The sequence below is a fragment of the Pseudomonas sp. P106(2024) genome, from assembly GCF_057480815.1.
In genome coordinates this window covers 568,986-592,958 of the sequence record NZ_JBLIYU010000001.1, presented here as the reverse complement: position 1 = coordinate 592,958, position 23,973 = coordinate 568,986, and the positions used below count along the sequence as shown (strand labels likewise).

At 64.8% G+C, this 23,973-nt stretch carries 27 protein-coding genes and 1 pseudogene; 13 read left to right on the top strand and 15 right to left on the bottom strand.

Annotated features, from left to right (window positions below):
• Positions 1 to 44: 44 nt before the first annotated feature.
• The 5 genes from AC25M7_RS02720 to def form a co-directional block, all read right to left on the bottom strand.
• Positions 45 to 353 carry a tetratricopeptide repeat protein gene (locus tag AC25M7_RS02720; protein WP_028690046.1) on the bottom strand — a complete coding sequence of 103 codons (309 nt, stop codon included), beginning with the start codon at positions 351 to 353 and terminating at the stop codon, positions 45 to 47.
• 11 nt (positions 354 to 364) lie between these two features.
• Entirely contained in the window at positions 365 to 1,738 is a 1,374-nt protein-coding gene (trkA, locus tag AC25M7_RS02715) for a Trk system potassium transporter TrkA (RefSeq protein ID WP_028690047.1), read from the bottom strand.
• Positions 1,739 to 1,762: 24 nt separating this feature from the next.
• The gene (gene rsmB, locus AC25M7_RS02710) at positions 1,763 to 3,073 is read right to left on the bottom strand and encodes a 16S rRNA (cytosine(967)-C(5))-methyltransferase RsmB (protein ID WP_069015957.1); all 1,311 of its coding nucleotides are present in this window, start codon (positions 3,071 to 3,073) and stop codon (positions 1,763 to 1,765) included.
• Complete coding sequence (gene fmt / locus AC25M7_RS02705) at positions 3,070 to 4,002, bottom strand: methionyl-tRNA formyltransferase (RefSeq protein ID WP_062360027.1); 933 nt, start codon at positions 4,000 to 4,002, stop codon at positions 3,070 to 3,072. Before fmt ends, rsmB begins: the two co-directional genes overlap by 4 nt.
• 62 nt (positions 4,003 to 4,064) lie before the next feature.
• A complete protein-coding gene (gene def / locus AC25M7_RS02700; RefSeq protein ID WP_028690050.1) occupies positions 4,065 to 4,571 on the bottom strand; it encodes a peptide deformylase in 507 nt (168 codons plus the stop codon).
• Positions 4,572 to 4,779: 208 nt separating this feature from the next.
• On the opposite strand from def, the gene dprA reads away from it, so the two are divergent.
• Positions 4,780 to 5,877: a DNA-processing protein DprA gene (dprA, locus tag AC25M7_RS02695; RefSeq protein ID WP_186595184.1), complete on the top strand. Its 1,098-nt coding sequence runs from the start codon at positions 4,780 to 4,782 to the stop codon at positions 5,875 to 5,877.
• 39 nt (positions 5,878 to 5,916) lie between these two features.
• Complete coding sequence (gene tsaC / locus AC25M7_RS02690; RefSeq protein ID WP_069015955.1) at positions 5,917 to 6,474, top strand: L-threonylcarbamoyladenylate synthase type 1 TsaC; 558 nt, start codon at positions 5,917 to 5,919, stop codon at positions 6,472 to 6,474.
• 543 nt (positions 6,475 to 7,017) lie between these two features.
• Here tsaC and AC25M7_RS02685 read toward each other — a convergent pair.
• Positions 7,018 to 7,994 (bottom strand): annotated as a pseudogene (locus tag AC25M7_RS02685) (NADPH:quinone reductase).
• 133 nt (positions 7,995 to 8,127) lie between these two features.
• On the opposite strand from AC25M7_RS02685, the gene hemF reads away from it, so the two are divergent.
• The 3 genes from hemF to AC25M7_RS02670 are packed head-to-tail and all read left to right on the top strand — an operon-like array spanning position 8,128 to position 10,082.
• Entirely contained in the window at positions 8,128 to 9,039 is a 912-nt protein-coding gene (gene hemF, locus AC25M7_RS02680) for an oxygen-dependent coproporphyrinogen oxidase (RefSeq protein ID WP_011531485.1), read from the top strand.
• 25 nt (positions 9,040 to 9,064) lie between these two features.
• The gene (aroE, locus tag AC25M7_RS02675) at positions 9,065 to 9,889 is read left to right on the top strand and encodes a shikimate dehydrogenase (RefSeq protein ID WP_062360019.1); all 825 of its coding nucleotides are present in this window, start codon (positions 9,065 to 9,067) and stop codon (positions 9,887 to 9,889) included.
• Entirely contained in the window at positions 9,858 to 10,082 is a 225-nt protein-coding gene (locus AC25M7_RS02670) for a hypothetical protein (RefSeq protein WP_139121014.1), read from the top strand. Before aroE ends, AC25M7_RS02670 begins: the two co-directional genes overlap by 32 nt.
• Before the next feature lie 125 nt (positions 10,083 to 10,207).
• On the opposite strand, the gene AC25M7_RS02665 is transcribed toward AC25M7_RS02670, so the two are convergent.
• The 3 genes from AC25M7_RS02665 to betC all read right to left on the bottom strand — a co-directional run bounded on the left by AC25M7_RS02665 (position 10,208) and on the right by betC (position 14,378).
• Positions 10,208 to 11,773, bottom strand: a complete 1,566-nt coding sequence (locus AC25M7_RS02665) for a SulP family inorganic anion transporter (protein WP_486970713.1) — start codon at positions 11,771 to 11,773, stop codon at positions 10,208 to 10,210.
• Between the two features lie 149 nt (positions 11,774 to 11,922).
• Positions 11,923 to 12,846 (bottom strand): choline ABC transporter substrate-binding protein, encoded by a 924-nt coding sequence (choX, locus tag AC25M7_RS02660; RefSeq protein ID WP_028688723.1) that lies wholly within the window; start codon positions 12,844 to 12,846, stop codon positions 11,923 to 11,925.
• Between the two features lie 14 nt (positions 12,847 to 12,860).
• On the bottom strand, positions 12,861 to 14,378 hold the full coding sequence (betC, locus tag AC25M7_RS02655; protein WP_069015951.1) for a choline-sulfatase: 1,518 nt from the start codon (positions 14,376 to 14,378) through the stop codon (positions 12,861 to 12,863).
• 109 nt (positions 14,379 to 14,487) lie between these two features.
• Between betC and AC25M7_RS02650 the strand changes: the two genes are divergently transcribed.
• Positions 14,488 to 15,384, top strand: a complete 897-nt coding sequence (locus tag AC25M7_RS02650) for a choline sulfate utilization transcriptional regulator (protein WP_486970730.1) — start codon at positions 14,488 to 14,490, stop codon at positions 15,382 to 15,384.
• Positions 15,385 to 15,435: 51 nt separating this feature from the next.
• Positions 15,436 to 15,768: a DOPA 4,5-dioxygenase family protein gene (locus AC25M7_RS02645; RefSeq protein WP_028688720.1), complete on the top strand. Its 333-nt coding sequence runs from the start codon at positions 15,436 to 15,438 to the stop codon at positions 15,766 to 15,768.
• Between the two features lie 98 nt (positions 15,769 to 15,866).
• On the opposite strand, the gene trpA is transcribed toward AC25M7_RS02645, so the two are convergent.
• Both trpA and trpB read right to left on the bottom strand, forming a co-directional pair.
• Positions 15,867 to 16,676, bottom strand: coding sequence for a tryptophan synthase subunit alpha (trpA, locus tag AC25M7_RS02640; RefSeq protein ID WP_186595188.1), 810 nt, complete (start codon positions 16,674 to 16,676; stop codon positions 15,867 to 15,869).
• Positions 16,673 to 17,890 carry a tryptophan synthase subunit beta gene (gene trpB, locus AC25M7_RS02635; RefSeq protein ID WP_028688718.1) on the bottom strand — a complete coding sequence of 406 codons (1,218 nt, stop codon included), beginning with the start codon at positions 17,888 to 17,890 and terminating at the stop codon, positions 16,673 to 16,675. The genes trpA and trpB overlap by 4 nt, the downstream gene beginning before the upstream one ends.
• A 110-nt stretch (positions 17,891 to 18,000) precedes the next feature.
• On the opposite strand from trpB, the gene AC25M7_RS02630 reads away from it, so the two are divergent.
• Positions 18,001 to 18,894 (top strand): LysR family transcriptional regulator, encoded by an 894-nt coding sequence (locus tag AC25M7_RS02630; protein WP_486970712.1) that lies wholly within the window; start codon positions 18,001 to 18,003, stop codon positions 18,892 to 18,894.
• Here AC25M7_RS02630 and AC25M7_RS02625 read toward each other — a convergent pair.
• A complete protein-coding gene (locus tag AC25M7_RS02625; protein ID WP_028688716.1) occupies positions 18,891 to 19,217 on the bottom strand; it encodes an ElaB/YgaM/YqjD family protein in 327 nt (108 codons plus the stop codon). The genes AC25M7_RS02630 and AC25M7_RS02625 overlap by 4 nt on opposite strands.
• A 150-nt stretch (positions 19,218 to 19,367) precedes the next feature.
• Here AC25M7_RS02625 and AC25M7_RS02620 point away from each other — a divergent pair, with 150 nt between their 5' ends.
• Entirely contained in the window at positions 19,368 to 19,583 is a 216-nt protein-coding gene (locus AC25M7_RS02620) for a dodecin (protein ID WP_011531496.1), read from the top strand.
• 102 nt (positions 19,584 to 19,685) lie between these two features.
• A complete protein-coding gene (locus tag AC25M7_RS02615; RefSeq protein ID WP_028688715.1) occupies positions 19,686 to 19,907 on the top strand; it encodes a DUF1161 domain-containing protein in 222 nt (73 codons plus the stop codon).
• Between the two features lie 72 nt (positions 19,908 to 19,979).
• Here the strand turns inward: AC25M7_RS02615 and AC25M7_RS02610 are convergent, their stop codons facing one another.
• Entirely contained in the window at positions 19,980 to 20,984 is a 1,005-nt protein-coding gene (locus AC25M7_RS02610; protein WP_028688714.1) for an LLM class flavin-dependent oxidoreductase, read from the bottom strand.
• A 152-nt stretch (positions 20,985 to 21,136) separates the two neighbouring features.
• Between AC25M7_RS02610 and AC25M7_RS02605 the strand changes: the two genes are divergently transcribed.
• Together AC25M7_RS02605 and AC25M7_RS02600 are read left to right on the top strand one after the other, a co-directional pair.
• Positions 21,137 to 21,562, top strand: coding sequence for an OsmC family protein (locus tag AC25M7_RS02605; RefSeq protein ID WP_028688713.1), 426 nt, complete (start codon positions 21,137 to 21,139; stop codon positions 21,560 to 21,562).
• 75 nt (positions 21,563 to 21,637) lie between these two features.
• Positions 21,638 to 21,871: a DUF1161 domain-containing protein gene (locus tag AC25M7_RS02600; protein WP_028688712.1), complete on the top strand. Its 234-nt coding sequence runs from the start codon at positions 21,638 to 21,640 to the stop codon at positions 21,869 to 21,871.
• Positions 21,872 to 21,910: 39 nt separating this feature from the next.
• Here the strand turns inward: AC25M7_RS02600 and AC25M7_RS02595 are convergent, their stop codons facing one another.
• Entirely contained in the window at positions 21,911 to 22,324 is a 414-nt protein-coding gene (locus tag AC25M7_RS02595; RefSeq protein WP_028688711.1) for a PA0061/PA0062 family lipoprotein, read from the bottom strand.
• Between the two features lie 55 nt (positions 22,325 to 22,379).
• Positions 22,380 to 22,799 carry a PA0061/PA0062 family lipoprotein gene (locus tag AC25M7_RS02590; RefSeq protein WP_028688710.1) on the bottom strand — a complete coding sequence of 140 codons (420 nt, stop codon included), beginning with the start codon at positions 22,797 to 22,799 and terminating at the stop codon, positions 22,380 to 22,382.
• An 88-nt stretch (positions 22,800 to 22,887) separates the two neighbouring features.
• Between AC25M7_RS02590 and AC25M7_RS02585 the strand changes: the two genes are divergently transcribed.
• Positions 22,888 to 23,958 (top strand): aminopeptidase, encoded by a 1,071-nt coding sequence (locus AC25M7_RS02585; protein WP_486970711.1) that lies wholly within the window; start codon positions 22,888 to 22,890, stop codon positions 23,956 to 23,958.
• Positions 23,959 to 23,973: the final 15 nt, after the last annotated feature.

Below are 23,973 nucleotides of genomic sequence, written 5' to 3'. Positions count from 1 at the left end.
AGCGGCCTTGTGTCGCGATGGGCTGCAAAGCAGCCCCGGCGATCTCAAGCCTTGTTTAGCTTCTTGAGAAAAACGGTCATTTCTTTCTCGGCCTGCTTGTCGCCATGGGCCTGCGCCGCGACGATCCCCTCTTCCCAGGCCTTGCGCGCGCCGTCCAGATCCCCGCTCAACTGATACGCCTTCCCCAGCAGCTTCCACGCAGCCGAGTACTTCGGATCCTGCTTCACACAAGCCGACAGGTGCACCGCCGCTTGCGCGCCATTGCCCTCGTCCAGCCAGGCCTTGCCCAGCCCGAATCTCAGCAGCGGGTTATCCACACCCTTGGCCAGCATCTTCTCCAGCGATTCGCGCATGTCCTTCCCTCCTAGAAGAAACTCAGGCCCACGTGGAACAGCTTCTCCACGTCCCGAATATGCTTTTTATCCACAACGAACAGGATCACATGGTCGCCCGACTCGATCACCGTGTCGTCGTGGGCGATCAGCACTTCCTCGTCGCGGATGATCGCGCCGATGGTGGTGCCCGGTGGCAACGAGATGTCCTCGATGGCCTTGCCCACCACCTTGCTCGATTTCGAATCGCCATGGGCCACCGCTTCGATGGCCTCGGCCGCGCCCCGGCGCAGCGAGTGCACGCTGACGATATCGCCGCGGCGCACGTGGGCCAGCAAAGTGCCGATGGTGGCCAGCTGCGGGCTGATGGCGATGTCGATCTCGCCGCCCTGCACCAGGTCGACGTAGGCCGGGTTGTTGATGATGGTCATCACCTTGCGCGAGCCCAGGCGCTTGGCCAGCAGCGACGACATGATGTTGGCTTCGTCGTCGTTGGTCAGGGCCAGGAAGATGTCGGCGTCGGCGATGTTCTCTTCGAGCATCAGGTCGCGATCAGAAGCGCTGCCCTGCAGCACCACGGTGCTCTCCAGGGTATCGGAGAGGTAGCGGCAGCGCGCCGGGTTCATCTCGATGATCTTTACCTGGTAGCGGCTCTCGATGGCCTCGGCCAGACGCTCGCCAATCTGTCCGCCGCCGGCGATGACCACGCGCTTGTTGGTCTCGTCGATGCGCCGCAGCTCGCCCATCACTGCGCGGATATCCTTTTTTGCGGCAATGAAGAACACCTCGTCGTCGGCCTCGATCACCGTGTCGCCCTGAGGCGTGATCGGCCGGTCGCGACGGAAGATCGCCGCCACGCGGGTATCGACGTTGGGCATGTGGGCACGGATCTGGCGCAGTTGCTGGCCCACCAGCGGGCCGCCGTAGTAGGCCTTGACCGCCACCAGCTGGGCCTTGCCTTCGGCGAAGTCGATCACCTGCAGCGAGCCGGGGTGTTCGATCAGGCGCTTGATGTAGTTGGTCACCACCTGTTCAGGGCTGATCAGCACGTCCACCGGGATATGGTCGTTGTCGAACAGCTCTTCGCGGGTCAGGTAGGCCGACTCGCGCACCCGGGCGATCTTGGTCGGGGTGTGGAACAGCGAATAGGCGACCTGGCAGGCGACCATGTTGGTCTCGTCGCTGTTGGTCACCGCCACCAGCATGTCGGCGTCGTCGGCGCCGGCCTGGCGCAGCACCGTCGGCAGCGAGCCGCGGCCCTGCACGGTGCGGATGTCCAGGCGGTCGCCCAGGTCGCGCAGACGGTCGCCATCGGTGTCGACCACGGTGATGTCGTTGGCTTCGCTGGCCAGATGCTCCGCCAGCGTGCCGCCGACCTGTCCTGCGCCGAGGATGATGATCTTCATCCGCTACTCCCTAGGTTCTTGTTCTTACCCGCGCGAGGCGGCGATCTTGATCAGCTTGGCATAGTAGAAACCGTCGTGGCCGCCTTCCTGGGCCAGCAACTGGCGGCCGTGGGGCTGGCGCAGGCCGGCCTCGGTGGCCAGGTCCAGTTCGCGGGCGCCGGGGGTGCGGGCGAGGAAGGCGTCGATCACTTCGGTGTTCTCGGTCGGCAGGCTCGAGCAGGTGGCGTAGAGCAGCATGCCGCCCACTTCCAGGGTCGGCCACAGGGCGTCGAGCAGCTCGCCTTGCAGCGTGGCCAGGGCCGGGATGTCCTCGGCCTGGCGGGTCAGCTTGATGTCGGGGTGGCGGCGGATCACGCCGGTGGCCGAGCAGGGCGCATCGAGCAGGATGCGCTGGAACGGTTTGCCGTCCCACCAGCTGGCGGTATCGCGGGCGTCGCAGGCGATCAGCTCGGCGTCGAGCTTGAGGCGGTCGAGGTTCTCGCGCACGCGGGCCAGCCGCTTGGCTTCCAGGTCGATGGCGACCATGTGGGCCAGGCCAGGTTCGGCTTCCAGCAGGTGGCAGGTCTTGCCGCCCGGGGCGCAGCAGGCGTCGAGCACGCGCTGGCCGGGGGCCAGTTCGAGTAGGTCGGCGGACAGCTGCGCGGCTTCGTCCTGCACGCTCACCCAGCCGTCGGCGAAGCCCGGCAGGCCGCGCACGTCGCAGGCCTCGGCCAGGACGATGCCGTCACGGCTGTACTGGCAGGCACTGGCCTGGATGCCGGCCTCGGCCAACAGCGCCAGGTAGGCATCGCGGCTGTGATGGCGGCGGTTGATCCGCAGGATCATCGGCGGGTGGGCGTTGTTGGCGGCGCAGATGGCTTCCCATTGTTCCGGCCAGAAGGCTTTCAGCGACTTCTGCAGCCAGCGCGGGTGGGCGGTACGCACCACCGGGTCGCGTTCCATGCTGGCGAGCAGTTCCTCGCCTTCACGCTGGGCGCGGCGCAGAACGGCGTTGAGCAGCCCCTTGGCCCACGGCTTCTTGAGCTTGTCAGCGCACCCCACGGTTTCGCCGATGGCGGCGTGGGCCGGGATGCGCGTGTAGAACAGCTGGTACAGGCCGACCAGCAGCAGCGCCTGCACATCGGCGTCGGCGGCCTTGAACGGTTTCTGCAGAAGTTGTGCGGCTAGCAGGTCCAGGCGTGGCTGCCAGCGGGCGGTGCCGAAGGCCAGGTCTTGCGTGAGGCCGCGGTCGCGCTCCTCGACCTTGTCCAGTTGCGCCGGCAGCGAGCTGTTCAGCGAGGCCTTGCCGCTGAGCACGGCGGCAAGGGCACGGGCGGCGGCCAGGCGTGGGTTCATTGGCCGAGCACCTTGCCACCGGCGAATTTCTCGCGACGGCTGTTGAACAGGTCGCTGAAGGCCAGGGCCTTGCCGCCGGGCAGTTGCAGGCGGGTCAGGCTCAGTGCGCCGTCACCGCAGGCGACCACCAGGCCGTCCTTGCTGGCGGAGAGGATTTCGCCGGGGGTGCCCTTGCCTGTGGACAAGTTGGCGGCCAGCACCTTCACGCTTTCGCCGTCGAGGGTGCTGTGGCACACCGGCCAGGGGTTGAAGGCACGGATGAGGCGCTCCAGCTCGACGGCCGGGCGGCTCCAGTCGATGCGGGCTTCGTCCTTGTTCAGCTTGTGGGCATAAGTGGCCAGGGCATCGTCCTGCACTTCACCTTGCAGCGAACCGTCTGCCAAGCCGGCGATTGCCTGGACTACAGCAGGCGGGCCCATTTCGGCGAGGCGGTCATGCAGGGTGCCACCGGTGTCCTCGGCGCTGATCGGGGTGACCACCTTGAGCAGCATCGGGCCGGTATCCAGGCCGGCTTCCATGCGCATCACGGTCACACCGCTCTCGGCGTCGCCGGCTTCCACGGCGCGCTGGATCGGCGCCGCCCCGCGCCAGCGTGGCAGCAGCGATGCGTGGCTGTTGATGCAGCCCAGGCGCGGAATATCCAGCACCACTTGCGGCAGGATCAGGCCGTAGGCGACCACCACCATCAGGTCCGGCTTGAGCGCGGCGAGCTCGGCTTGCGCCTCGGCGTTGCGCAGGGTCTGCGGCTGGTACACCGGGATGTCGTGGGCCACGGCCAGCGCCTTGACTGCGCTCGGCATGAGCTTCTGGCCACGGCCGGCCGGGCGGTCGGGCTGGGTGTAGACGGCCACGATCTCGTACGGGCTGTCGAGCAGGGCCTTGAGGTGTTCGGCGGCAAACTCTGGAGTGCCTGCGAAGACGATGCGCATGGAGTTCTCGCTTGTTCAAAAAGAAAAAGGCTTGCCGGAGCAAGCCTTCTGGAAGGTGGGGATCAGGCTTGCTGGCGGTGCTGCTTTTCCAGCTTCTTCTTGATCCGATCGCGTTTGAGCTGGGACAGGTAATCGACGAACAGCTTGCCGTTGAGGTGATCGAACTCGTGCTGCACGCACACGGCCAGCAGGCCTTCGCATTCCAGTTCGTAGGGCTTGCCGTCGCGGTCCTGGGCCTTGACCCGCACGCGCAGCGGGCGATCGACGTTCTCGTAGAAGCCGGGCACCGACAGGCAGCCTTCCTGGTACTGGCCCATGTCGTGGGTCAGCTCCTCGACCGTGGGGTTGATGAAGACGCGCGGCTCGCTGCGGTCTTCGCTCAGGTCCATCACCACGACCTGCTTGTGCACGTTGACCTGGGTCGCGGCCAGGCCGATGCCGGGCGCCTCGTACATGGTCTCGAACATGTCGTCGATCAGCTGGCTCAAGGCGTCGTCGAACTCCGTCACCGGTTTGGCGATGGTGCGCAGGCGCGGATCGGGAAATTCGAGAATGTTCAAAATAGCCATGGCGGTCAGGCAGTCACTGTGCGGTCGGTTGAAAACTGAGCACACATAATAAAGGGAAATGGGGCGTTCGGCACCTGTGAAGCTTGGCTAGGGTCTCTATGGGCTTGATAGCTGCCATTTCATGGACAGCTTTTCAAAGTGTTACTCACAAAGTTATCCACAGGCTGTGCCACGTATCTGGCCCCCTGTCGATCAAGGATGATCCACCATGAATCCATCCCGTTCGTCGCCTTGTCCGCCTGCGGAACTGGAGGCGCGGCTGCGTCTTCATAGCCTTCCGGAGATTGGCTTGCGTCGTTTCCATACCCTCATCGAAGCGTTCGGCAGTGCCTCGTCGGCACTCAGCGCGCCGGCCAGTGCCTGGCAGGCGTTGGGACTGAAGGTTGCCAGTATAGACGCCCGGCGCAGCCCGCAAGTGCGCGATGGCGCATTGGCTGCAATGCGCTGGCTAGAGCGTCCGGGCCAGTATTTACTGATGTGGGACGGGCCTGGCTACCCGGCGTTGCTGGCCGAGATAGACGATCCGCCGCCGCTGTTGTTCGTCGCGGGCGACCCCGATTTACTCGAACAACCGCAACTGGCGATCGTGGGTAGCAGGCGTGCTTCACCCCCGGCGCTGGATACCGCAGGCGCGTTTTCCCGATGCCTTTCCCAGGCTGGTTTCACCATCACCAGCGGGCTGGCGCTGGGCGTCGACGGTGCCGCTCATCGGGCCGCTTTGAAGGCCGGCGGGCAGACCATCGGGGTGCTCGGCACGGGGTTGCAAAAACTTTATCCACAGCGCCACCGTGACCTGGCACGGGCAATGCTCGACAGTGGCAGCGCGCTGGTTTCCGAGTACCCGCTGGATGCCGGCCCGCTGGCCGGCAACTTCCCGCGTCGCAACCGGATCATCAGCGGCTTGTCGCTGGGTGTGCTGGTGGTCGAGGCCAGCCTGGCCAGCGGTTCGTTGATCACCGCACGGCTTGCCGCCGAACAGGGGCGGGAGGTGTACGCGATTCCCGGGTCCATTCATCACCCCGGCGCCAAGGGCTGCCATCAGTTGATCCGCGACGGTGCCCTGCTGGTGGAAAGCGTGGAGCAGATCCTCGACAGCCTGCGTGGGTGGCAGAACCTGCCGCCTGCGATTGTGGATAAACCCGCTCATCCATTGATCGCCCTGCTCCACGCCGCACCCCAGACCACCGAGGGCCTGGCCAGCAGCAGCGGCCTGCCACTGGCCCAGGTACTGGCCAGCCTGACCGAGCTGGAGCTCGAAGGCCGGGTGAGCAATGAAGCCGGGCGTTGGTTTGCCCGTGCGGGCTAAGTACACTGCGCGCACGGCGTTAATGCGGAGAGACGGAAAATGGTGAGCAGTTGGCGTGTGCAACAAGCCGCGCGCGAGGTGAAGGCGGGTGCGGTGATCGCCTATCCGACGGAAGCGGTCTGGGGCCTGGGCTGCGACCCGTGGAACGAGGACGCGGTGTATCGCCTGCTGGCGCTCAAGTCGCGGCCTGTGGATAAAGGGCTGATCCTGGTCGCCGACAACATTCGCCAGTTCGACTTTCTGTTCGAGGATTTCCCCCAGGACTGGATCGACCGCATGAGCGCCACCTGGCCTGGGCCTAACACCTGGCTGGTGCCGCACCAGGGCCTGCTGCCCGAGTGGGTGACCGGGCAGCACGACACCGTGGCGCTGCGGGTCAGCGATCACCCACAGGTGCGGGAGCTGTGCGCGCTGGTCGGGCCGTTGATCTCCACCTCGTGCAACCCGGCCGGGCGGCCGGCGGCCAAGAGCCGGTTGCGAGTGGAGCAGTATTTCCACAAGCAGCTGGACATGGTGCTGGGTGGGGCGTTGGGTGGGCGGAAGAACCCGAGCCTGATTCGCGACCTGGCGACCGGCGAGGTTGTGCGCCCGGGCTGATACCGCTGGCGAGGGCTTCGCCCTCGTTTCGCGGCACAAGGCCCCTCTTACAGGTACAGCGCAGCTCTCAGGCTTGGCGCTGTAACCTGTGGGAGCGGCCTTGTGTCGCGAAAGGGCCGCAAAGCGGCCCCAGAATTCCCGCCGATTTTTCTGATTTGCACCCAGATGGCTGCCCATTCTGAATTCAGAGAAATATCCTACGCAGTCTGTCGACTGCGATTACCTTCTCAGTGGGAACGCCTGCCTTTAGGCTCCAAACCGTCGCCGAATAACTTGGCGATCGGGTGTGGTAACCCGGTAACAGGAAGGTATCAGAGTCGTCCATGGCGGCTGTGCGCGGGAGGCTTTCGAGCCTGCCGGGTCTGGTACCTCCCCGGTTTACCACCCCGTGTACAGCTGCCACCCATTCGTGTGGTAACGGACGAGGTGTCAGCCCTACTCTGGTAGAGGTTGCCATGAACAAGAAGATTGTCCCCGATCCACCACTTCCTAACACCACAACCCACCCCTTCGGCCGCTGCGACTTGCCCCGCGATAGGGGCTTCAAGGCAGAAGCACAGTCGAGCCAACGGTCCGCCGCGCCGACAACTCCGCCTGCGCCTTGGCCGCCTCGCTCAACGGATACCGCTGCTGGATATCCACAACCAGCTTGCCGCTGGCGATCATCGCGAACAGGTCATCGGCCATGGCCTGGGTGTTCTCGGCATTGTTGGCGTAGCTCGCCAGCGTCGGCCGGGTGACATACAACGACCCCTTCTGCGACAGGATCCCCAAGTTGACCCCGGTTACCGCGCCGGAGGCATTGCCAAAGCTGACCATCAAACCGCGCGGCCGCAGGCAATCCAGCGAAGTCAGCCAGGTATCGGCGCCCACGCCGTCATACACCACCGCGCACTTCTGACCGTCTGTCAGCTCCAGCACACGCTTGGCCACGTCTTCATGGCTGTAGTCGATGGTCGCCCAGGCGCCGAGGGCCTTGGCCCGTTCGGCTTTCTCAGCAGAGCTGACGGTACCGATCAGCTTCGCGCCCAGCGCCTTGGCCCACTGGCAAGCCAGCGACCCCACACCGCCGGCGGCGGCATGGAACAGCACGAAGTCCCCCGGCTGCACGGCATAGGTCTGCTTGAGCAAATACTGCGTGGTCAGCCCCTTGAGCATTACCGCCGCCGCCTGTTCGAAGCTGATCGCCTCCGGCAGCTTCACCAGGTTGGCCTCCGGCAGCGTATGCACCTCGCTGTAGGCCCCAAGCGGCCCACCGGCATAGGCCACGCGGTCGCCGACCTTGATCCGGCTGACACCCTCGCCCACCGCCTCGACCACGCCGGCCGCTTCGGTGCCCAGCCCGGAAGGCAGCGCAGGCGGCGCATCAGCCCGCCACGGAAATAGGTGTCGATGAAATTCAAGCCGATTGCATGGTTACGCACCCGCACCTGCTGCGGGCCGGGCGGTGTCGGGTCGAACTCCACCAGTTGCAGGACTTCCGGGCCGCCATGCTGGCTGAACTGGATACGCTTGGCCATCACATACTCCTGTCGTCGAGGGTCGCAAAGGCCTTCTATCGGACGCCTTTGCTTGACCGCCGTCAACTGCGACGCGGCGTTGGCCGGTGGTATGCTACGCGGCGAATTTTCCCGCTCCTTCCAGGTGACCCCGATGACCAGCCGCACCGAGGCCGTAAAAGCCTACCTGCTCGACCTGCAAGACCGCATCTGCTCTGCCCTCGAAACCGAAGACGGCGGCGCCCGCTTCGTCGAGGATGCCTGGGTGCGCGATGCCGGCGGCGGTGGTCGCACGCGGGTGATCGGCGAGGGCAAGGTGATCGAGAAAGGCGGGGTGAACTTCTCCCACGTGTTCGGCGCCGGCCTGCCGCCGTCGGCCAGTGCCCACCGCCCGGAGCTGGCGGGCCGTGGCTTCGAGGCCCTGGGCGTGTCGCTGGTGATCCACCCGCACAACCCGCATGTGCCGACCTCCCACGCCAATGTGCGCTTCTTCATCGCCGAAAAAGAGGGTGAAGAGGCGGTATGGTGGTTCGGTGGCGGCTTCGACCTGACCCCGTACTACGGCAACGAAGAAGACTGCGTGCACTGGCACCGCGTCGCCGAGCAGGCCTGCGCGCCGTTCGGCGCCGACGTCTACCCGCGCTACAAGGCCTGGTGCGACCGCTACTTCCACCTCAAGCACCGCGGCGAGCCGCGCGGCATTGGCGGCCTGTTCTTCGACGATCTGAACGAGTGGGACTTCGACACCTGCTTCGCCTTCATGCGCGCCATCGGCGACGCCTACGTCGATGCCTACCTGCCGATCATCCAGCGCCGCAAGGACACGCCGTACACCGCCAAGCAGCGCGAATTCCAGGAATACCGCCGTGGCCGCTACGTCGAATTCAACCTGGTCTACGACCGTGGCACGCTGTTCGGCTTGCAGTCGGGCGGTCGCACCGAGTCGATCCTGATGTCGCTGCCGCCGCAGGTGCGCTGGGGTTACGATTGGAAAGCGGAGCCTGGCAGCGAGGAAGCGCGCCTGACCGACTATTTCCTGCAGGACCGCGACTGGCTCGCCCAGTAAGCCTGTGGATAACCGAGGAGCTCCCATGGACCAGTACGTCGTATTCGGCAACCCCATCGGCCATAGCAAGTCGCCGCTGATCCACCGCCTGTTCGCTGACCAGACCGGCCAGGACCTGGAGTACGCCACCCTGCTGGCGCCGTTGGACGAGTTCAGCGACTGCGCCACAGGCTTCTTCAAGCAAGGCAGCGGCGCCAACGTCACCGTGCCATTCAAGGAAGAGGCCTATCGCCTGTGCGACAGCCTCACCCCGCGTGCGCAACGTGCTGGCGCGGTGAACACCCTGACCAAGCTGGCCGACGGTACCTTGCAAGGCGACAACACCGACGGCGCCGGGCTGGTGCGTGACCTGACGGTGAACGCCGGGGTGACCTTGGCTGGCAAGCGCATCCTTATCCTTGGCGCCGGCGGTGCTGTTCGGGGTGTGCTGGAGCCGATCCTGGCGCACAAGCCACAGTCGCTGGTGATCGCCAACCGTACCGTCGAGAAAGCCGAGCAGCTGGCGCGGGAGTTCGATGAGCTGGGGCCGGTGGTGGCCAGTGGTTTCAGCTGGTTGCAGGAGCCGGTAGACGTGATCATCAACGCTACTTCTGCGAGCTTGTCTGGCGAACTGCCGCCGATTGCCGACAGCCTGGTCGAGGCGGGGCGCACCGTCTGCTACGACATGATGTATGGCAAGGAGCCGACACCTTTCTGCCAGTGGGCCAGCAAGCTGGGTGCGGCCAAGGTGCTGGATGGGCTGGGGATGCTGGCCGAGCAGGCGGCCGAGGCGTTCTTTATCTGGCGGGGGGTGCGTCCTGACACGGTGCCTGTGCTGGATGAGTTGCGTCGGCAACTGGCGCGCAGTTGACTTCGGGGCGCTGTTGGATGAATTGGCGTTCCAGGTCGATTTGCTGCTGGTAGTGAGCGAGTTTGGCTGTGGATTGCGTTTCGCCAGTGTAGGGATCGCGAGCGGTCATGTCGCTTTCCAGCCGGGCAATCCGTACTTGAGCATCGGCAACGCTCCAGCAGTTATCCACAGCGCCGCTGCCTTGAGCAGCTAGTAATGGCACGAGTGCCAGGGCGAGATGAACGCAACTACTCATGGCGTGCTCCGCAGTGAATGAGCGTTGTTTACTCTTTCATCGCCTGCACGCTGTTCGCAACTGACAGAAATGCCAGTTGACCATCAGCCCTCGAAGCGAATCGGGCAACTCGCCATGCCTTCCAGCTTCTGCAGTTCCTCGATCACCTGCGGCCTTGCCCGCTGCAACGTCAGGCTTCCGCCATTACGCATCAACCGCCGCGCCTCGCGGTGCAACATATCCACACCCGAATAATCGATGAAGTTCACCTGTCGCGCATCGATCACCACATGCGGCCCCTGGCAGCGCTGCAAGCGCAGCTGCAGGTAATGCGCCGCGCCGAAGAAGATCGACCCGCCCACCCGCAACACGTCCGCCTCCCCTTCCCGGCTCTGCTGCACTCGCGGCCTCGAGGTGCGCTTGAGGTAGAAGAACAGCGATGCCAGCACCCCGGCGTAGATCGCCGTCTGCAGCTCGAGCAGCAGGGTCGCGGCGGCGGTCAGCGCCATGACCAGGAACTCCGAACGGCTGACCCGGAACAGCGCGCGGATGCCGCGATGGTCCACCAGCCCCCAGCAAATCAGCAAGATGCTGCCCGCCATCGCCGGGATCGGCAGATGGGCGATCAGCCCGGCCCCCGCCACCGCGAACAGCGCCACCCACAGTGCCGAGAACACCCCGGCCAACGGCGAGCGGGCCCCTGCGTCGTAGCTGAGCCCGGAGCGGGTAAAGGAGCCGGAGGACAGGTAGCCGGATAACAATGCCCCGATGATGTTCGACAAGCCCTGGGCGCGAATCTCATGGTTGGCGTCGATCAGTTGCTCGGAACGTGCGGACAGGGAACGGGCGATGGACAGGCTGGTGACCAGCCCGAGCATGCCGACAGCCACGGCACTGGGCAGCAGGCGTAGGATCAGCTCCACATCGAGTAACGGCAGTGGGCTGAGCGGTGGCAACTGGCCGACGAAGGCGGGCACACGCGGCACATGGCCGAACACGCCGGGCAACAGCCAGGCCGTCAGGCTGACCAGCAGCAGACTTATCAACAGGCTCGGCCAGCGTGGCCGCCACAGTTTCAACAGCACGCCAATCGCCAGGGTGCTCAGCCCCAGCACCAGCGATGGCATGTCCACCTCGCCAACATGACCAGCCAGTTCCTCCACGGTCTTCAGAGCCGTGGCCTGGCTTGGCAGGTCCAGGCCCAGCAGGTTGGGCAGTTGCCCCAGCGCGATGACGACGGCGGCACCGAGGGTGAAGCCCAGCACCACCGAATGGGAGACGAAGTTGACCAGCGCGCCGAAGCGCAGCAGCCCCAGCATGAGCTGGAAGACGCCGCCGAGGAAGGTCAGCAGCAGCACCAGGGTCACGTAGTCGTCGCTGCCGGCCACGGCCAGCGGGCTGATGCTGGCATACAGGACGATGGAGATGGCGGCGGTGGGGCCGCAGATCAGGTGCCAGGACGAGCCCCACAGGCAGGCCACCAGCACCGGCACGATGGCGGCGTACAGGCCGTACTCGGCGGGCAGGCCGGCGATCAGGGCGTAGGCGATCGATTGCGGCAGGGCAAGGATAGCGCCGCTTAGGCCTACCAGCAGGTCCTGGCGCAGGCTGCGGCCCGATTGACGGGGGAGCCAGGTGAGGAAGGGCAGCAGGTGGTGGAGACGAGGCATGCGTCATTCCTGTTCAGTATCGCTGGCGAGGGCCTTGCCCTCGTTTCGCGACACAAGGCCGCCCCCACAGAAGAGCGCGAATCCCTGTGGGAGCGGCCTTGCGTCGCGAAAGGGCCGCAAAGCGGCCCCGGCAGCCTAACAGACAAAAATCAGAGTTTGGCTTTAACCGCTTCTGCTGCGTCCCCACCAGCCTTGGTAGTCACTCCAGCCAACCAACCATCCAGCAACTCTGGGCGCTTCTTCACCCAAGCCCTGGCCGCCTCATCAAAGCTCACCTTCTTGTCCACAACCTCGGCCATGATGCTGTTCTCCATGCCCAGCGTGAACGTCAGGTTGCTCAACAGCTTCGCCGCATTCGGGCAAGCCTGTGGATATCCCTTGCGAGTCAGCGTGTACACATCACCTTTGCTCCCAAACCATTTTTCGCCACCCGTGAGGTAATGCATCTTCAACTTCACGTTCATTGGATGCGGTGTCCAGCCGAGGAAGGTGATGAACTGCTGCTTCTTCACCGCCCGATCCACCTGGGCCAGCATCGCCTGTTCGCTGGATTCGACCAGCTTCCACTGCCCAAGCGCGAAGTCGTTCTTGTCGATGATCGCCTTCAGCGACAGGTTGGCCGGTGCGCCGGAGCCGATGCCGTAGAGCTTCTTGTCGAACCTGTCGGCGTACTTGTGCAGGTCGGCGAAGTCCTTAACGCCGGCCTCCCAGACATAATCGGGCACCGCCAGGGTAAATTCGGTGCCCTCCAGGTTGCGCGCCAGCTGTTGCACGTCGCCATTGGCGATGAACTTGTCATGAAAACCCTGCTGCGCCGGCATCCAGTTGCCGAGGAAGGCATCCACCCGGCCATCTTTCAGGCCGCCGTAGATGATCGGCACGGCCAGGCTGTCGATCTTCACCTGGTAACCCAGGCTTTCCAGGAGCAGGCGGGCGACGGCGTTGGTGCTGGCGATATCGCTCCAGCCGGGGTCGGCCAGTTTCACGGTGCTGCATTGCGCGTCGCCGTCGGCGGCGTGGGCCGTGCCCAGGCTCAGGGCCAGGGCAAGTACGGCGGTGGAGAACTTCTGCATGGCGGCCTCTCTTCTCAATCCAGGGGTGCGGGCTGTGGATAACGTGCCTTGCGCTCGAGGTCGTCGAGATCGATGTGGTTGCGCATGTACTGTTGGCTGGCGTCGACCAGCGGTTGGTGGTCCCAGCTTTTCAGCGTGCCGATGGCCAGCGCCTCGGCTACCAGGCGGCGGCGGCGTTGGCTGGCCAGCACCTGCTGGCGCAGGCTGGGGATATCCCAGCGCAGCTTGGCTTCATCGACAAATGCCTGCAGCAGCGCCTGGTGGTCGGGGCTGCCGGTGAGGTTCTCCCGCTCGTGCGGGTCGCGGCTCAGGTCGTAGAGTAAACAGGGGTCGTCCTCGCTGTACACGAACTTGTAGGCGCCGCGGCGGATCATCATCAGCGGGCCGACGGTACCTTCGGCCATGTATTCGCCGATCACCTCGTCATGCCCGCCCTGCCCTTGCAGGTGGCCGAGCAGCGAGCGGCCGTCCAGGTGCAGATCTTTATCCACAGCACCGCCAGCCAGCTCGACCAACGTCGGCAGCAGGTCGCAGGTGGAAACGCTGGCGCTGATGCGCGCAGGTTTGAAGTGCTTGGGCGCGTGGATCAGCAGCGGTACCCGCGCCGACATCTCGAACCAGTGCATCTTGTACCAAAGCCCCCGCTCGCCAAGCATGTCGCCGTGGTCGCCGGAGAAGATGATCAGGGTGTCGTCGGCCAGGCCGCAGTCTTCCAGCGTCTGCAGAAGCAGGCCGATATTGTCGTCGATATAGCTGCAGGCGCCGAAGTAGGCGCGGCGGGCATCGCGGATCTTGTCCACGGGCAGCGGCTTGTCCCACAGGTCATAGACCTTGAGCAGGCGCTGCGAGTGCGGGTCTTGCTGGCTCTGGGCGATCACGTCGCGGGGTAGCGGGATATCCACAGCCTCGTAGAGATCCCAGTAGCGTTTGGGGATGGTGTACGGATCGTGCGGGTGGGTCATCGACACGGTCAGGCAGAACGGCCGGCCATCGTCTTCGCGCACGTGGTCATAGAGGTACTGGCGTGCCTTGAACACCACCTCCTCGTCGAAATCCAGCTGGTTGGTGCGCACGCACGGCCCGGCCTGAAGCACCGAGGACATGTTGTGGTACCAGCTCGGGCGCTCGTCAGGCGCGTCCCAGTTCACCGCCCAGCCATAGTCGGCCGGGTAGATGTCGCTGGTCAGGCGCTCTTCGTAGCCGTGCAACTGGTCCGGGCCGCAGAAATGCATCTTGCCCGACAGCGCGGTGCGGTAGCCGATGCGGCGCAGGTAGTGGGCGTAGGTCGGAATGTCGGCGGGAAAGTCGGCGGCGTTGTCGTAGGCGCCGATGTGGCTGGGCAACTGGCCGCTGACCAGGGTGAAGCGCGAGGGCGCGCACAGCGGGCTGTTGCAGTAGGCGGAGTCGAACACCACGGCCTGCTCGGCGAGGCGCGCCAGGTTGGGCATCTTGATCGGCGACGGGCTGTAGATCGGCAACAGCGGCGCGGCCATCTGGTCGGCCATGATGAACAGGATATTGGGTTGCTTCATGGTGCCCTTCCATCGTCGAGAGTTATGGTGAACGCTTGCAATACAGCATGGAGCTGTGGATAAGGTGGGTAAAGCCCACGTCGGGCAATGACTGGGATTAGCCATGCTTATGTTTGAACACCTTGCCGACCTGTCTCTGGACGCATTGCGCGTGTTCGAGTCCGCCGCGCGCTTGCGTAGCTTCACGGCTGCGGCCGTGGAGCTGGGCACCACCCAGCCGGCGGTCAGCCAGCAGATGAAGCGCCTGGAGGCGCAGTTGGGCACGCGGTTGTTCGACCGGATCTACCGGGGCATCGAGTTGACCGAGGCGGGGTTGCTATTGTTCGAACAGGTGCACCAGGGCTTGCAGGCGATGGACGATGGCGTCGCTCAAGCCAGTGGGCGCGGCCAGCGCGAGGTGCTGCAGGTGGCTACGGACTTCGCCTTTGCGGCGTTCTGGCTGATGCCGCGCTTGCAGCGTTTCCACGACGCTTATCCACAGGTGGACGTGAGCCTGGTGACCGGCGAGCGCAGCCAGGGGATGTTGCGCCCGGACATCGATGTGGCGGTGCTGTTTGGTGATGGGCGTTTCCATCAGGGCGAGAGTCGCTGGTTGTTCGATGAGGAGGTCTTCCCGGTCTGCAGCTCACGGCTGACTCATGGCAAACCCTTGTCAGCCGAGGCTTTGCAACGATTGCCGTTGTTGCACCTGAAGGGCGAGCAGGCCAGTCGCTGGTTCGATTGGGCCGGTGTCTTCCGTGGTCTTGGTGTGGACAGCCCTCCTCCGTCCGGTCAACTGCGGTTCGACAACTACACCCTGCTGATTCAGGCGGCGATTGCTGGCCAAGGCGTGGCGATCGGCTGGGCGCATCTGGTGGACGGGCTGGTCGGGCAGGGGCTGCTGTGCCGGCCGCTGGAAGGCAGCTTGCGCTCGAAGCGGGGGTATTACGTGGTGCTGCCGCCACGCAAGCGGCGTGGGGCGTTGATCGAGCGGTTTGTGGATTGGCTAGAGCAGGAGCGCCTGTAATGAGATGGCGTAGACTTCAAGATGTTCGCATTACTGCAATCAGGAGCCACCGTGCAAAGGATCAAGGGCTATCACGCCCACGTGTACTACGACGCATCGACCATGGAGCAGGCCCGTGAACTATGCGAGGAAGCAACGCGGCTGTTTCCCGTGACCATGGGACGCATGCACCAGAAACCGGTCGGGCCGCACCCTGACTGGAGCTGTCAGCTGGCCTTCGGGCCGGAGGTGGTGGGTGTGGTGTTGCCGTGGCTGGCGCTGTATCGCAAGGGGCTGGTGGTGTTCCTGCACCCGGAAACCGGGGATGAGCTGGCGGATCACCGCGATCATGCGATCTGGATGGGGGCGATCAGGCCGTTGGATCTGTCGATATTTGGTGCTTGATGCAACGTGGGAGCGGGCTTGTCCCGCGACAGCGGCGGTGAGTCCACCATCGTTATCGCGGGGCAAGCCCGCTCCCACAAATACACCTGCTGCGCGGATCAGTTGCGGGCGGCGCGCACGCCTTCGGCCAGCGCCGAGCACAGGCTCAGCACATCGTTCACTGCCTGACCGGCATCCTTGGCCTGGGCGATCTTGTCGACCAGCGCCGAACCGACCACCACGCCATCGGCCAGGCGGGCAATGGCAGCAGCCTGCTCCGGCGTGCGGATGCCGAAACCGACGCTGATCGGCAGATCGGTATGCCGACGCAGGCGGGCAATGGCCTCGGTCACATGCTCGGTGGTTGCCGAACCCGCACCGGTCACACCTGCCACCGACACGTAGTAGACGAACCCGGAGCTGCGCTCCAGCACGCGCGGCAGGCGCGCATCGTCGGTGGTCGGGGTGGTCAGGCGGATGAAGTCGATGCCTGCGGCCTGGGCCGGGGTGGCCAGTTCGGCGTCGTGTTCCGGTGGCAGGTCGACGATGATCAGGCCATCGACGCCCGCTTCTTTTGCCTCGGCGACGAACTGCTCCACGCCGAAGCGGTGGATCGGGTTGTAGTAACCCATCAGCACGATGGGCGTGGTCTGGTTATCCACACGGAATTCGCGAACCATCTGCAGGGTCTTGGCCAGGGTCTGGCCGGCTTCCAGGGCGCGCAGGGTGGCGAGCTGGATGGCCACGCCGTCGGCCATCGGGTCGGTGAACGGCATACCCAGTTCGATCACATCGGCGCCAGCGGCCGGCAGGCCCTTGAGGATCTCCAGCGAGGCAGCGTAGCCCGGATCGCCGGCGGTGACGAAGGTGACCAGGGCGGAACGGCCTTCGGCCTTCAGTTCGGCGAAGCGTTGTTCGAGACGGCTCATGCCTGTTTCTCCTGGGCGGCCATGTGGTTCATCACGGTTTGCATGTCCTTGTCGCCGCGACCGGACAGGCAGATCACCATCAGGTGGTCCTTGGGCAGCTTCGGCGCGCGCTTGATTGCCTCGGCCAGGGCGTGGGAGCTTTCCAGCGCCGGGATGATGCCCTCCAGGCGGCAGGTGGCGTGGAAGGCGTCGAGGGCCTCGTCGTCGGTGATGCTGACGTACTCCACGCGCTTCACTTCGTGCAGGTAGGCGTGCTCCGGGCCGATGCCGGGGTAGTCCAGGCCTGCGGAGATCGAGTGGGCGTCGGTGATCTGGCCGTCGTCGTCCTGCAGCAGGTAGGTGCGGTTGCCGTGCAGCACACCCGGCACGCCGCCGTTAAGGCTGGCCGCGTGCTTGTCGGTGTGCACGCCGTGGCCGCCGGCTTCGACGCCGATGATCTGCACGCTGGCGTCATCGAGGAAGTCGTGGAACAGGCCCATGGCGTTGGAGCCGCCGCCGACGCAGGCGATCAGGCTGTCGGGCAGGCGCCCTTCCTTCTCCTGCAGCTGGGCGCGGGTTTCCTTGCCGATGATCGACTGGAAGTCGCGGACCATCGCCGGGTACGGGTGCGGGCCTGCCACGGTGCCGATCAGGTAGAAGGTGTCCTCGACGTTGGTGACCCAGTCGCGCAGGGCCTCGTTCATGGCGTCCTTCAGGGTGCCGGTGCCGGCGGTCACCGGGACGATCTCGGCACCCAGCAGCTTCATGCGGAACACGTTGGCCTGCTGGCGCTCGATGTCGGTGGCGCCCATGTAGATCACGCAGGGCAGGCCGAAGCGCGCGGCGACGGTGGCGGTGGCCACGCCGTGCATGCCGGCGCCGGTCTCGGCGATCAGGCGCTTCTTGCCCATGCGCTTGGCCAGCAGCACCTGGCCGATGCAGTTGTTCACCTTGTGCGCGCCGGTGTGGTTGAGCTCTTCACGCTTGAAGAAGATCTTCGCGCCGCCGCAGTGCTCGGTCAGGCGCTCGGCGAAGTACAGCGGGTTGGGGCGGCCGATGTAGTCGCGCTGGAAGTAGGCCAGTTCTTCGAGGAACGTGGGGTCGGCCTTGGCCGCTTCGTATTCGCGGGCCAGGTCCAGCACCAGGGGCATCAGGGTTTCGGCCACGTAGCGGCCGCCGAACGAGCCGAACAGGCCGTTGGCATCGGGGCCGGCGCGGTATTGGGTCTGGGTCATGGGGCGCTCCAGGGCGTAATGGATGAGTGATGGGCTTTACTCTAACCACGACGTGGCCGGCTGAAAACCGATAAGATTGCGCAAACCTGTCAGGAAAACTCACAACTCAAATGGCCCATGACCTTCCCCCCCTCAACGCCCTGCGGGCTTTCGAGGCGACCGCCCGGCTGAACAGTGTCAGCCAGGCTGCCGAGGCGCTGCATGTGACCCATGGTGCCGTCAGCCGGCAGATCAAGGTGCTCGAGGAGCATCTGGGCGTGGCCCTGTTCGGCAAGGATGGGCGTGGCGTCAAACTCACAGATGCCGGGGTGCGCCTGCGTGATGCCAGCTTCGAGGCGTTCGACCGGCTGCGCGGTGTCTGCGCCGAGCTTTCCCGCGATGCCGACGAAGCACCCTTCGTGCTCGGCTGTTCTGGCAGCCTGCTGGCGCGCTGGTTCATTCCGCGGCTGGGGCGCCTGAAGGCCGACCTGCCGGAGTTGCGCCTGCACCTGTCCGCGGGTGAAGGCGATCTCGATCCGCGGCGCCCGGGGCTGGATGCGTTGTTGGTCTATGCCGAGCCGCCATGGCCGGCGGACATGCAGGTGCATGTGCTCGCCGAAGAGTGGATCGGTCCGGTGATGAGTCCGCACTTCGAAGGCTTCGATCGTTTGAAAGCCGCGCCAGCCGTGGCGTTGCAACGCGAGGCCGTGCTCCACACGACTTCGCGGCCACAGGCCTGGCCGACCTGGGCGCAGCAGCATGGCATCGAGCCTGGCACTTTGAGTTACGGCCAGGCATTCGAGCATTTGTACTACCTGCTGGAAGCGGCGGTGGCCGGCCTTGGCGTGGCCATCGCGCCACAGCCGCTGGTGGCGGACGACCTGAAGGCCGGGCGGCTGGCTGCGCCTTGGGGATTCTCCCCGACCCGCGCCGCGTTGGCCCTGTGGGTGCCCTGGCGCGCCGCGGACGGGCGCGCCGAGCAGCTGGCGCAATGGCTGCGCCGGGAGCTGCAGCAGGTCGGCTAGTTATTACGCCGGCACATCAGGTAGGCGGCCAGCAGGCCGAGGGCGCCAACTGCCACACCCGCAGTGGTCCAGGGATGTTCCTGGGCATAGTCTCGGGTGGCAACACCGGTCTGGCGGGTGCGGGTCTTCACTTCCTCGTAGGCATCGCTGAGCAGGCTGCGCGAATGCTTGAGGGCGTTCTCGGCATTGCCGCGCAGCGCCTTCATGGTCTTGTGGGACTCCTCCGAGGCATCGTGCTTGAGGTGCTCCAGTGTCTTGAGCAGGCTTTCGATCTCGGCTTCCATGCTTTCCAGGGAGGTTTGGCGCAGGGAATTGCGTGGCATGTTGACTCTCCTTCGCGGTATGGGCTGTTAGGAATGCGACTGCGCGGCGCTGAGAAAGTGCAGTCGAACTTTCTCCTGCGCCGATCGCTCGCAGGTAAACCGGGCCTGCGCTGCTAGGCTCAACGGACTACCCAACCCAGGAGAGCACTCATGTCGGATCATCACACCTACAAGAAGATCGAGCTGGTCGGATCCTCCCCCACCAGCATCGAAGAAGCGATCAACAATGCCCTGGCCGAGGCCGGCAAGAGCATCAAGCACCTGGAATGGTTCGAGGTGGTCGATACCCGCGGGCATATCCGCGACAACAAGGCCGCGCACTTCCAGGTGACGCTGAAGGTGGGCTTCCGCATCGCCAACAGCTGAAACGAAGCTGGGCTAGGCTTGCCCGGCCTGATCGGGTAATAAGGTTGCAGGGCGCGAGCTTCGCGCCCTTTTCGTCTTGGATCTGTACAAGGAAAGCGATCGATGAAGAAGTTGATTCTGGCCGTGGGGCTGATGGCGTTGGCCGGTGGTGCGCTGGCGGCGGGCAAGCCGTGCGAGGAGCTCAAGGCGGAGATTGCGGCGAAGCTGGATGCGAAGGGGGTGAAGGGTTACAAGCTTACGATCGCCCCCAAGGGTGATCCTGCCGACAAGGTGGTGGGTACCTGCGAGGCTGGGACCAAGGTAATTGCCTATAGCCGTGACTGATTGTGGCTCCATCGCGGGGCAAGCTCGCTCCCACAGAGCGTACCCTGGAGCGGGCTTGCCCCGCGATGACCTTTAACCGGTCTTCAAGGCCTGAGCCATCAGCTCATAGGACCTGATCCGGTCGGCATGCTCGTACAGGTCGCTGGTGAAGATCAGCTCATCCGCCCCGGTCTGTTCCAGCAGCACCTCCACCTTCGCCCGCACCTTCTGTGGGCTGCCGATCATCGCCAGGCCCAGGAAACTGCTCACCGCATCGCGCTCATGGGGCAGCCACAGTCCATTCATGCTTTCGACCGGCGGGCGCTGCATCAGGCTCTGGCCACGGATCAGCGCGAGGATACGCTGGTACACCGACGTCGCCAGGTACTCGGCCTTCTCGTCGGTCTCGGCAACCACCATCGGGATGCCGAGCATCACGTAAGGCTTGTCCAGCGTGGTGGACGGCTTGAAATGGTCGCGGTAGATGCGGATCGCCTCGTGCATGTAGCGCGGCGCGAAGTGCGAGGCAAAGGCATAGGGCATGCCGCGCATGCCTGCCAGCTGGGCACTGAACAGGCTGGAGCCGAGCAACCACATTGGCACCTCGGTGTCGTGGCCAGGCACGGCGATCACTTTCTGATCATCTGTACGCGGGCCGAGGTAACGCGACAGTTCCTCGACATCGTCGGGGAAGTCGTCGGCACTGCCGGAGCGTTCACGGCGCAGGGCGCGGGCGGTCATCTGGTCGGAGCCCGGGGCGCGGCCCAGGCCCAGGTCGATACGCCCCGGGTACAGGCTGGCCAGGGTGCCGAACTGCTCGGCGATCACCAGCGGTGCATGGTTGGGCAGCATCACCCCGCCGGAGCCGACGCGGATGCTCGAGGTGCCGCCGGCCAGGTAGCCGATCAGCACGGCGGTGGCCGAACTGGCGATGCCGTCCATGTTGTGGTGTTCGGCGACCCAGAAGCGGTTGTAGCCGAAGCGCTCGACGTGCCGGGCCAGGTCCAGCGAGTTGCGCAGTGATTGCGCGGGGCTCCCATCGGCGCGCACGGGCACCAGGTCGAGGGTGGATATCTTCAGGTCTCGCAGGTGCGTCATTGGAGCCTCCGCTTCAGGTGATTGGCCATGGCCTTCTGGACTCTGTATGGGCATATTCGCCGGATTCAATGCCTTCCTGCGGATTGATCTGAACTTGGCGTGGGCTTGGTCCTCAGAACCGTAGACACCCCAACCCTGTGACAGGAGGCAGCATGAAGAAGACAGCATCGGCGGTCTGGCAAGGTGGCCTGAAGGATGGCAAGGGCCAGATCTCCACTGAAAGCGGCGCGCTCAAGCAAGCGCCCTACGGCTTCAACACCCGTTTCGAAGGCACGCCTGGGACCAACCCGGAGGAACTGATCGGCGCTGCCCATGCCGGCTGCTTCTCCATGGCGTTGTCGATGATGTTGGGCGAGGCGGGATTCACGCCTGAACGGATCGACACTCACGCCGAGGTAAGCCTGGACAAGCAGGCTGATGGCTTTGCCATCACCGCCGTTCACCTGACCCTCAAGGCCACCGTGCCTGGGGCCAGCGAGGCGCAGTTCCAGGAGATCGCCAACAAGGCCAAGGCTGGGTGTCCGGTGTCCAAGGTGCTCAACGCGACGATCAGCTTGGACGCCACCCTGCTGTCCTAGGCGGCGCAACGGCGGCGGTTTCCTGTAGTCTAAACAGCGTTGGCAGCTCGTCTGCCCTGCCCCAGGAGCCGTTCCATGATCCGCGTTGCATTTGGTGTGCTGGCTTCCCTGCTGGCCACCGCCGCACTGGCCGCGCCCAAGCCGTGCGAGGAACTGAAGGCCGAGATCGAAGCGAAGATCCAGGCGAACAAGGTTTCCTCCTACACGCTTGAGATCGTGCCCAATGCCGAGGTCAGTGATCCCAACATGATCGTTGGCAGCTGCGAGGGCGGCACGAAGAAGATCATCTACCAGAAGAACGATCGGTAAGGCTCGACGGTCGGGGCTGCACGGCAGCCCCGTCATCGATCAAGGAATACAGGTGACGTTGCTCGGCTCGTTCACGACCACCTTTCGGTTGGCGTCGTACAACAGCACCTGCGGCTGCATCGCCGGGGCCCGCGCCTCCAGGCGATAACGCTGGCCGGCCTTGAAATCGTTGTAGCGCACGGTGAGATAGCAGGTTCGCTCGGTGGGGTCAGTGCTGAAACCGCCGGAATAGATCTCGTAGTCGAAGCGCACCACCAGCTCATGCTTGCCAGGTGTCACCTGGAAGTAGCGGCCGTCATCCAGGCGCTGGCCGTCCAGACGGTCGGCCATGATGGTTCTGCCGGGGGTGATGGTGTAGAGATCGACCCAGGCCTTGCCTGGGTCAACGGGCGGCAAGGGGCTGGCGCACGCCCCCAGGGCACTGAGGGCCATCAGCATCATGGGCTGGCGCATGGTGAAACTCCCGCTCGCGGTTCACAGGTTACAAGCATAGCGCCGTTCGCGGGGTTCAGGTGCGCTGGCAGCCTGCCGGCTCGCCTTGGCCGATCAGTTTCTGCTGCTGGTCGTAAAGCTTGATCCAGGGGCGGAAACCGATACTGCCGGCCTGCATCTGATAGCGCTGCCCGGCCGTGAAGTCCTTGTAGGTGAGATTGAGCTGACAGTCGCGCCACAGCGGCTCGTCCACCGGGCCGATGTTGCTGGGCGTCACGGCGAACTGGTAGCGCACGGTCAGCTCGTGATTGCCGGGCTGCACCTCGAAATAGCGGGTGTCGGCCCAGGCGCGCTCATCAACCTGCAAGGCATGCAGCGAGTCGTTGTCACCCGGGGCCAGGTCGATCCAGGCCTGGTTCGGGTCGGCGCTGGGCAGGAATGAGGCACAACCGGACAGCAGCACGAGCGTGCCGGCGGCAAACAGCAGAGTACGCATGGCGAAGCTTCCCCTTTGCGAGATAGTCTTGGTCGCATTCGGCCGACGAGCGAGATAGACAGCCTCGATGTTTGGACTTTTTCTTTTCATGCGCTGCAGCCGTCGGGTTCTCGACCGCGTTTTCACCGGGTTGGTTCCCGTGGCGCTGGGCGTTCTGCTGAGCGGTTGCTCCAGCGTGAGCTACTACGGCCAACTGGCGGAGGGCCAGTGGCAGCTGTTGCGGGCACGCCAGCCGCTGGACCGGGTTATCGAGAGTCCTGCCACCAGCCCGGTGTTGCGCCAGCGCCTGTTGTTTGCCGAAAAGGCCCGGGCCTTCGCCAGCGCGCAGTTGAAGTTGCCGGACAACGGCAGTTACCGGGTCTACGCCGATTTGGGGCGACCGTATGTGGTATGGAATGTGTTCGCGACCCCTGAGCTGTCGTTGCAGCCGGTGACCCATTGCTTCCCCATCGCCGGCTGCGTGGCCTATCGAGGATATTACCGGCAGGGCGCGGCCCGCGGCGCGGCGGCGTTGATGCGCCAGGAGGGCCTGGATGTCTATGTGGGAGGTGTGGAGGCTTATTCCACCCTGGGCTGGTTCGACGATCCGATCCTGTCGACCATGGCCGGCTGGGGCGATGAGCGCCTGGCCACGGTGATCTTTCATGAGCTGGCGCACCAGCGCTTCTACGTGCAGGACGATACCGAGTTCAACGAGTCGTTCGCCTCCTTTGTCGAGCAGGAGGGAACACGGCAATGGCGCGCGGCACGTGGGTTGGCTGCCATCGAGGAGGTCGGGGCCCGGCAGCGCGAACAGTTCACCCGGCTGGTGTTGGCCAGCCGCGAGCGATTGCAGACAATTTATGCCGGGCCGTTGGATGAGGGGGGCAAGCGGGCGGCCAAGCAGGCTGAGTTCGAGCGGTTGCGGCGGGAGTACCGCGAGGTGCGGGACCGCGATTGGGGTGGGGATCGGCGTTTCGATGCCTGGGTCTTTGCTCCATTGAACAATGCCAAGTTGCTGCCTTTTGGGCTTTATGACCAGTGGGTCCCGGCGTTTTCGAAGCTGTTCGATGAGGTTGGAGGAGACTGGGGACTGTTTTACGAGCGGGTCGAGGCGCTGGGGCGGATGCCGATCGAACAGCGCAAGGCGGTGCTTGGACGGTTGATGGCAAGGCCTTGAGATAAAGGGGCTGCT